The organism is Bradyrhizobium sp. (assembly GCF_049581145.1).
Taxonomy (GTDB): Bacteria; Pseudomonadota; Alphaproteobacteria; order Rhizobiales; family Xanthobacteraceae; genus Bradyrhizobium.
The window spans coordinates 1-7,955 of the sequence record NZ_JBAURI010000877.1 but is presented as its reverse complement, the minus strand read 5'-3'; the positions used below and the strand labels follow the sequence as shown (position 1 = coordinate 7,955).

Genomic DNA, 7,955 nt, shown 5'->3' with positions numbered 1-7,955 from the left:
ATCCCGGGACGAGACCGCGGGAACCGACGACGTCTGTTCATAAGGCATGATCCCGAAAGCCGGATAGCGCCGTTGCCGCGCGACGCCGCGCCTGGCGGGGACTCATCCGGTCTTGAACCGGCGACGTCACGCCGCCGGACTGCGGCGCGCTAAACCGCCTCGCCGCGGGCCAGCGCAGCCGCGTTGCGGATAGCGGAGATGTTGGCCTTGTAGGCGTCCGCAGTGCCGCCCTTGAACACCGCGGAGCCGGCGACAAAGGCGTTGGCGCCGGCGGCGGCGAGCTGGCCGGAGATGTCGGAGCTGACGCCGCCATCGACCTCGATGTCGATCGGGCGGCCCGCCGTCATCGCGCGCAGATCGCCGAGCTTGCCGAGCGCAGCCGGGATGAAGGCCTGGCCGCCGAAGCCCGGATTGACCGACATCACCAGCACCAGGTCGATCATGTCGATGACATATTCGATCGCCGAGATCGGCGTGCCCGGATTGAGCGAGACGCCGGCCTTCTTGCCGAGCGCGCGGATCGCCTGCAGCGAGCGGTGCAGATGCGGGCCTGCCTCGGCATGCACCGTGATGTGATCGCAGCCGGCCTTCGCGAACGCTTCCAGATAGGGATCGGCCGGCGCGATCATCAGATGCGCGTCGAAGATCTTTTTGCTGTGCGGGCGCAGCGCCTTGATGACGTCAGGGCCAAAGGAGATGTTGGGGACGAAATGCCCGTCCATCACGTCGAGATGGATCCAGTCGGCGCCGGCCTCATCGACGGCGCGGACCTCGTCGCCGAGTTTTGCGAAATCCGATGCCAGGATCGACGGCGCGATGACGAGCGGGCGAGGGGTGAATGCTGATGCCATGGCGCGTTCCGAACCCGTAAGCGTGAATAAATGTCGCCTAACACGTTAGCAAGCATTCGGGCAATCGACGCGGAAAATTCTGCCGGGTGCGGCATCGTTTGCCGTGGTTGCCGACGCCGCCCGAGATGGGAAGCCTTTGTTTTTTGGGATGTTTTTCCCTGGCACGGCGTTTGCTGCTGCAACCGATGAATTGCGCTGGCCGCTGTCGCGGCATCTGGTTCGGAGTTCCGTCATGCTGTTTGCCCTCGGCGCCGCGTCATCGCTGCTGCAAAGCTTCCAATCGCTGGCTGCATCGACGCTGTCGTCGTCGCAGTCTGCCAGCACGAGCCAGACCGCGGCAACGCCGTTCGACCCTTTCGCCGCCAGCACCACGAGCAGCGCGCCGTCGACGGCCTCGACCTCGGGAACCGGCAGCACGTCGCAGATCGCGCCGCAGACCATGAGCGCACTGCTCGCCGCACAAAGCCAGTCGGGCACGAGCGCGACATCGTCCAGCGCGACATCCACCGGCACGACATCCACCAGCCCGCAGCAATCGCTGCAGAACCTGTTCTCGCAACTCGACGCGAACGGCGATGGCGAGATCAGCAAGACGGAATTCGAGAACGCGCTCGGCGCCGGCGGCACCAACCTTGCGGCTGCCGACAAGGTCTTCAATGAACTGGACAGCAACGGCGACGGCTCGGTCAGCCTCAGCGAGTTGAAGTCGGCGCTGCAGGGCGCAGGCGGACACCATGGCGGCCATCATCACATGCATGCCGGCGCCGGCGGCAGCAGCAGCGCCTCCAGTGCCGACGGCACGTCGAGCAGCACGTCCACCGATCCGCTGCTGCAGGCGCTGGCCGCATCCTCGGCCACTGCGATGTCATCCAGCTCCTCGAGCAGCAGTACCGGACTGTACTCGTCCTCCTTGACGCCGGTCGATCCGTCGCAGCTCACGCCGAGCTCGCTATCGGCTGCATCCTATGCCCGCCTCGAGCAGCTGATCCAGAACGGACCCCAGCTGTCGACCTCCGCCACACCGCTCTCGCTCAGCGTCTGAGCCAGGTTTCACCGGATTCGACTGATGCTGCGATGTCGTTCGCTCCTGGTCGATTTGTGCGTTGCGCTTTGATTTGTATCAAATGCACCGATCATCCCTTCGTCTAAGTTCAAAAAAAAAAAGACAAGCAAATCTGCGGATGCTGAGACCCTCTATGAGGGGCGATCTGGTCCCTGGTTTTCGGTTTCAGTCTTCGTGGGTGAGAAACGCCCCAGGAGACGTCCCATGAGTATATCCAACCAACATAACGAACATGACGAACATCCCGCCTATGCTAGGCGCGATGCCGTGCAATGGCTGATGATAGTGGCCATCGTCCTGTCTGGAGCAGCGGTCAGCGCAATCTGGCTCTATCTCCATTGGTAATCGACGCGGTTCGGACAAACTGGCAATGTGGCCCGCATGAGTGGCGCGACATGCGGGGTGTTGTGAGTTCAGGAGTTCGGCAGCAGCCCGGAGGTCGCTTCGCTCATCCGGCCCATGCCTGCTGACTGGATTGCCGACCGGCGAACGGAACGAGATGAATCTGTCTCGCAAGGGCGTGCGCGGTCGGGAGATCGCGGTCGTCCGCCACGAAGACGCGGCCGATCACGGCCACCGAATTGTTCAGCGAGGAAATCTGCGTCATTCCCCGCTGCACGGCTCCCTTCCAGCCCGGGCCGCTGATGAGGAAGTCGCCGGCCTCGGTCCCTGTCGTGCGTTTGCCGACATAGGCGAAATTGACGTTTTTCGACGGATCGGTGAACTGCACGCTGTAATAGCGGCCGGCCATGTCCGGCACGTGCAAGATCAACGGCCCCTTGCGCAGGTCGAGCCAGCCGCAGACGTAGAGCGTATCGCGGTTCGTCCCGTAACTCATCAGCCTGGAACTCCCGGGCGGCAGCGCTGCGTGGACGGGATCTGCAAACAGGGCCTGGGGCTGCGTGTAGAGCGTATTGATCGGGACGGGACCGTCGCCGAACCCTTTCACCAGCAGCGCTCTCTTGTACACGGACAGCATCATGCGCGGCCAGAAGGCGATGACGAGGAACCATGTCGTGATGCAGACCGCACCGAATATGAGCAGATGTCCCATTGTCACATCACTTTGCCTTGACGACCGGCGGTACCTTGTAGGTGCCATTGAGAATGGCGGGACCCGGCTCATAGACACGCAGCCAGAGTATGAAGTTGCCTGACGGCGACGGCAGCCAGTTCGACTCGTGCCCGTGCGCGGCGGTCTTCCGGATGTGAATGTCGACCGAGCCATCGGCATTCGAGACGAGGCCGGAGCGATCACCGACGCTGTAGCGGTTGATGGGATTGGCCACAAAGCGATTTCTCGCATCACCCATCGTGAGTGACCAGAACGCGTTGTTCGGCGGGAGGCCGCCCGGCGGGAAGTGCACGATGTAGTCGTGCTCCCCGTTCAGTGGTTGGCCCGCAGCATCTGCGTTGGCCCACCAATACATCGCCTCTTCCGGCACGGTCACCGGGCCGGGAAAATATTGGGCGTGCGCGGCTCGCAGCAGCATGCCGTTGCCGGGAACGCCCAATCCGAACATGGCGATCCAGCCGTTGACTTTGGTGGCCTTGATCCTCGCGTAGGCCTGCGCCGTGACGAACGCGAGCCCGGCGCCGATCAGGAAGCCCTGCATCACGTCGAGGCGCACCGGTCTTGAATCGACAAAGAGATGCCCCAGGAAGAATGCGCGGGTGAAGAAGAAGACGCAGACCGCCGCGACCAGCGCCGCCAGGTAGGACGTGGATGTTCTGCTCATGGCGCTGACTTTGTCACTGTTGCCGGCACGATTGCCTTGTCGCGATTGCCTTGTCGCGATTGCCTTGTCACGACTGCCTTGGCGGCGTCGGCCCGACACTATATCCGTCACGGATATAAGTCAAACTCCCGGACGGGGTGCCGCCCGGGCCCGGATAGGGCTTCGGTCATCGTGGCTACGCTTGCTGATTGCCGGCAATCGCGGTCCGCGAGCGGCTCCCGTTTCCTGGTCGCAAGCGTGCGGCCTTCGCGGCGCGGCGATCGAAACGAAAGCTGTGGATGGCCGGGCGATCCGCCGTCTTGCCGGAACATATTCCCAACCGGCCGCGACGCAACCTGAGCGCGTTCAACCTGGCCGGATGTTTCCAATTCTCGCCAGAACCCAGCGCCAGAGGCGTCATATGACCAAGACATACAGGATCGATACCAGCGGGGCATCGGCCTGCACCGGCTTCGCCGAGAGCCGGCTGAACAGACTTCGCTGCGACGGCAACGGACCCGTGCTTGGAAACGACAAGCTTCATGGAATCGCTCGTTCGACGAAGCCGGACCATCCTGGCTTGATCCGGTTCGATCGCACGGAACTGTTTTGACGGTTGCCGATTGAATGAAGACCCCGGCGCACAAAGGAGTGCTCTGCCATGCGCCTTCAGACATATCGCGACGAAAGCCACTCCAGACACCTCGATTTGGTCGGCGGAGTCGTGCACCCCTGGTCAATTGACCTGATCTCCGTGGCAGCCTCGGGCCTGCTGCTGGTGGGCTTCGCCTGTGCCCTCTTGGCCCCCTGGATCCGCTAAACGAAATGCGCGACGCCACGGCGCAGGAGACGGCACCATCATTCCGTCCCGACCTGCACGCGCGGTGCTGTCACCATAACCAGAGACCGGAATGCCTTTCTTCATCGCGACCATGTCGCATCCGGACGGGGATGGCTGGAACTGGCACCTCGCCGCCCATGTGGCCTATCTCAATCATCTCGTCGCGGTGGGCAGCTTGCGGGCCTCCGGACCGCTGATTGGCACGCCGCTGCGGTCCGGCTTTCTGATTTTCACCGTGCCTATCGCGCCAAGGTCGAGGCGCTGGTGGCGGCGGATCCGTTCGCGGTCGCGGGGCTGATCGAGAGTTTGACCATCACCGAATGGGACCCGCTGTTCGGTGCGTTCGCGGCGGAATCCTCCGGGCGTCTTCCCGGGCTCGCGGCGTCCTTGCCGCCGGAGGTCTGAGCGATGCGCGAACTCTACGAACTCACGACGCTGGCGTTCCCGCTGCTTTCCGCGTCGGAGGTGGCGAAGGCTGTGCGGGACTGGGTCGCGATGCCCGATGCCGTCGGCACCCTGCTGGGCTGCTGGCGCACCGAGATCGGCCCGCTCGGACGCCTGCTGATGTTGCGCCGCTTCGATGATTCCGGCGCCCTGCAACGGGAGCGGCATCGCGCGCTGTCGAGCGCCAATCCGTTCAACGCCGGCGGGGTGATCACGGCGCTGGAGATGGACAGCTACATGCCGTTTCCATTCCTGCCGCCAGCGCGGGCTGCCAGCCATGACGCCATCTATGAATTCCGGACCTACAAACTCAAGCCGGGTGGTCTTGCGCCGACGCTCGCCGGCTGGGAAGCCGCAATCGCGCCGGCCAGGGACTACACGGCGCACCTGGTGATCAACATGTATGCGCTCGATGGGCCGCCCCGGATCACCCATGTCTGGGAGTTCGAGAACCTCGCCCAGCGTCAATCGTTGCGAACCGCAGCCTATGCCGCAGGCATCTGGCCGCCGAAGGGCGGCCCGGAAAACATCCTCGAGGCGGTCTCGGTCATCGCCCTGCCCGAGAGCGGGTGAGCTCTCTTTGCGACGCCTTTGGCGACCTCGCGCACCGTCAGCGCGCTGATCGCCAGCTCGGCGTCATCGACGGTCTTCTGCCAGGCAGCGACATTCCCGTGGGGATTCGTCTTGCCGAGTTCGCGCAGGATGTTCGTGTCGATAAGATATTTCATCCGCGCGGGCTGGTATCAGGCATCGTCGAGCGGCCTCTTTATCTCGGACTGGACGCGCGATGTCGCCGCTTGGCAGCAGCCTGCCGGTCAGGGATGTCCTCGCCATGGTCGCCAGAACAACCCGGACATGGGGCAGCCCAATTCAGCCGTGAATGCTCCCCTGGCTGTCTGAAATCTGATCTGGACGTGACCGTCGCGCGGCATTACCAGACGCCCGTCCTTTGTGCTCGAGGGGGAGAGTAGGCGTGAAGATCACCGCACTGCGCGCCGACATCGTGCGGCTGCCGCTGCCGCGCCCGATTCTTTCGGCGACTCTCGAGATCCGCTCCGCCGACGCGGTTGTCGTGTTCGTTGACACCGACCAGGGCGTCACCGGGGAGGGCCTGTGCTTCGCCATCAACGGCAACCGGCTCGAAATCCTGCGCGACATGGTCCGCTCGTTCGAACCGCTGCTGATCGGCCTCGATCCGACGATGGCCGCGTCGTTTTACAGACGCGCCTGGACGGATATCGGCTTCTTCGGCCATGCTGGCATGAGCGTCGCAGCCCTCGCCGGCGTGGACGCCGCGCTGTGGGACCTGCGCGGCCGCGCCGTCGGGCTGAACGTCTCCCGCCTGATAGGCGCCGCCGCGACCGCCGTGCCGGCCTACGCGAGTGGCGGCCTTTGGCTTTCCTCCTCCATCGAAGAGCTGCAGCGCGAGGCGGCCGACTTCCTCGCGCGCGGCTTCCGGGCGATGAAAATGCGCGTCGGTTCCCGTCCCGTCGCATGGAACGTCGAGCGTGTCCGCGCCGTCCGCGAGGCCATCGGCCCCGACGTCAAGCTCATGGCCGACGCGAACCAGTCGCTCAGCGTGCCCGAGGCGATCCGTCTCGGCCGCGCGCTGGAAGAGTACGGCCTCGCCTGGTTCGAGGAGCCGATCCCGTACTGGGACCACGCGGGCGAGGCCGAGATCGTCACCGCACTCGACACACCGATCGCCAGCGGCGAGACCGAGCACACCAGCCGGGGGATGCTGACGATGTTGCAGATGAAGTCGGCCGACGTGCTGATGCCGGATCTGCAGCGCATGGGCGGACCGACCGAGTTCATCCGCGCGGGCCACCTCGCCGCCGCGTTCGACGTGAAGCTGTCCTCGCACTTGTTCAGCGAGATGAGCCTCCCCCTGCTTGCCGCCGCGCCGAACGCGTATATCCTGGAGCACATGCCGTGGTTCGAGCCGATCTATGCGGAACGGATCGAACTGGACGGCGAGGGCCGCGCGATCGTGCCCGACCGCCCCGGCTGGGGCTTCTCCTTCGATCTGGACGCCGTGCGGCACCACGCGGGCTGAAACGACTCCAAATGCTCAGGCGCGGCGGGCACGCCCAACGTCCGCTGCGCGCCCCGACCTGACTGGTCGGGCAGGGCGGCTGATGTCTGTCGATCGGGGCAGGCCTGAAGTGTCTGGCATACGGTCAAATTGCGCGATCAGCCCGAACCGACAATTAGTCGGGCGCAACGTCCCGCCCAATTCCAATGCCTTAGCCAGCTCATGCTTATCGGTCTCTCTGACCAAGGGAGCGTGACATGCGAGATCAAGAGAACGCCACCCGACGATCCCTGCCAGAGGCGCACGCGAGCCGAGTGCAGCCGCGAGACCGGTCGAAAGGGCACCCGCAGGAGCGCTCTCCAATTGCGGGCCTTGCGTCAACCGCCTTTAGAACGCTTTTTGAGCTCCAAGGGCTTGCTTCAGTCAGACCCTATCAAACCATTGTTTCAAAATGGGCTGATGCTGCACCGGGTTGAACTCGATAATTTTGCTAAAACGCATAACCTTGGCTTTGCAAAAAGGCTCGTCGGCCAGGAACTCGTGCAGATGTTCCAGGGACTCGGCGCGGGCGACCAAAACCCCACCTGTCGGCGGAACACTCGGACCCGACAGCAAGAAGCGCCCCTCATCGTAGCCCTGCTGCAAGAACTGGCGGTGCGCAGCTATCAGGTTTGGATCACGCTGTTCGAAGGGAACAAGGTGTTCCCCTTCCAGGAAAAAATATCTCATCGCGAATCCAACCTCGTCGTCGTGAGGAAATCACTATCCATCCGGCAACCATCTGCTAGAATGTAACGAACCGGTCGGTTACATGTCAAGCGCGAAGGGAGCCGCCAGCGATGGCAAGGAGTTTGGTGGGGTTCAAAGCAGACGAGGGCGGAAAGAAGTCAGCGCGCGACAAGGTGTTCGAGGTCGCAGCCGATCTGTTTTATCGCAGGGGCATTCGCGCGGTCGGTGTTGAGACGATCGTTCAGGAGGCGGGAGTTGCCAAGATCAGCAT

The 7,955-nt window shown here is 63.7% G+C and carries 12 protein-coding genes; 7 read left to right on the top strand and 5 right to left on the bottom strand.

Translation table 11 applies throughout. The features are described 5' to 3' along the window. Window positions 1-149: 149 nt before the first annotated feature. Window positions 150-851, bottom strand: coding sequence for a ribulose-phosphate 3-epimerase (gene rpe / locus WCB02_RS28690; protein WP_423963124.1), 702 nt, complete (start codon window positions 849-851; stop codon window positions 150-152). 45 nt (window positions 852-896) lie between these two features. Further along, window positions 897-1,292, bottom strand: a complete 396-nt coding sequence (locus WCB02_RS28685) for a hypothetical protein (protein WP_423963123.1) — start codon at window positions 1,290-1,292, stop codon at window positions 897-899. Between WCB02_RS28685 and WCB02_RS28680 the strand changes: the two genes are divergently transcribed. Both WCB02_RS28680 and WCB02_RS28675 read left to right on the top strand, forming a co-directional pair. Continuing rightward, the gene (locus WCB02_RS28680; RefSeq protein ID WP_423963122.1) at window positions 1,291-1,893 is read left to right on the top strand and encodes an EF-hand domain-containing protein; all 603 of its coding nucleotides are present in this window, start codon (window positions 1,291-1,293) and stop codon (window positions 1,891-1,893) included. The two genes, WCB02_RS28685 and WCB02_RS28680, sit on opposite strands and share 2 nt — an antisense overlap. Window positions 1,894-2,118: 225 nt before the next feature. Next, window positions 2,119-2,259 carry a hypothetical protein gene (locus tag WCB02_RS28675; protein ID WP_423963121.1) on the top strand — a complete coding sequence of 47 codons (141 nt, stop codon included), beginning with the start codon at window positions 2,119-2,121 and terminating at the stop codon, window positions 2,257-2,259. Window positions 2,260-2,362: 103 nt separating this feature from the next. Here the strand turns inward: WCB02_RS28675 and WCB02_RS28670 are convergent, their stop codons facing one another. Beyond that, window positions 2,363-2,968: a DUF1254 domain-containing protein gene (locus tag WCB02_RS28670; RefSeq protein WP_423963120.1), complete on the bottom strand. Its 606-nt coding sequence runs from the start codon at window positions 2,966-2,968 to the stop codon at window positions 2,363-2,365. A gap of 7 nt (window positions 2,969-2,975) precedes the next feature. Next, window positions 2,976-3,653, bottom strand: coding sequence for a DUF1214 domain-containing protein (locus tag WCB02_RS28665; RefSeq protein ID WP_423963119.1), 678 nt, complete (start codon window positions 3,651-3,653; stop codon window positions 2,976-2,978). Window positions 3,654-4,737: 1,084 nt separating this feature from the next. Between WCB02_RS28665 and WCB02_RS28660 the strand changes: the two genes are divergently transcribed. The 4 genes from WCB02_RS28660 (at window position 4,738) to WCB02_RS28645 (ending at window position 6,976) form a co-directional block, all read left to right on the top strand. Then, window positions 4,738-4,878, top strand: a complete 141-nt coding sequence (locus tag WCB02_RS28660) for a hypothetical protein (protein WP_423963118.1) — start codon at window positions 4,738-4,740, stop codon at window positions 4,876-4,878. Between the two features lie 3 nt (window positions 4,879-4,881). Then, window positions 4,882-5,490: an NIPSNAP family protein gene (locus tag WCB02_RS28655; RefSeq protein WP_423963117.1), complete on the top strand. Its 609-nt coding sequence runs from the start codon at window positions 4,882-4,884 to the stop codon at window positions 5,488-5,490. 18 nt (window positions 5,491-5,508) lie between these two features. Further along, complete coding sequence (locus tag WCB02_RS28650; RefSeq protein WP_423963116.1) at window positions 5,509-5,817, top strand: hypothetical protein; 309 nt, start codon at window positions 5,509-5,511, stop codon at window positions 5,815-5,817. A 73-nt stretch (window positions 5,818-5,890) separates the two neighbouring features. Further along, window positions 5,891-6,976: a mandelate racemase/muconate lactonizing enzyme family protein gene (locus tag WCB02_RS28645; RefSeq protein ID WP_423963115.1), complete on the top strand. Its 1,086-nt coding sequence runs from the start codon at window positions 5,891-5,893 to the stop codon at window positions 6,974-6,976. 402 nt (window positions 6,977-7,378) lie between these two features. Here the strand turns inward: WCB02_RS28645 and WCB02_RS28640 are convergent, their stop codons facing one another. After that, window positions 7,379-7,684, bottom strand: coding sequence for a YciI family protein (locus WCB02_RS28640; protein ID WP_423963114.1), 306 nt, complete (start codon window positions 7,682-7,684; stop codon window positions 7,379-7,381). A 110-nt stretch (window positions 7,685-7,794) separates the two neighbouring features. On the opposite strand from WCB02_RS28640, the gene WCB02_RS28635 reads away from it, so the two are divergent. Then, window positions 7,795-7,955: TetR family transcriptional regulator (locus tag WCB02_RS28635; protein WP_423963125.1), on the top strand; the 161-nt coding region annotated here is incomplete at its 3' end.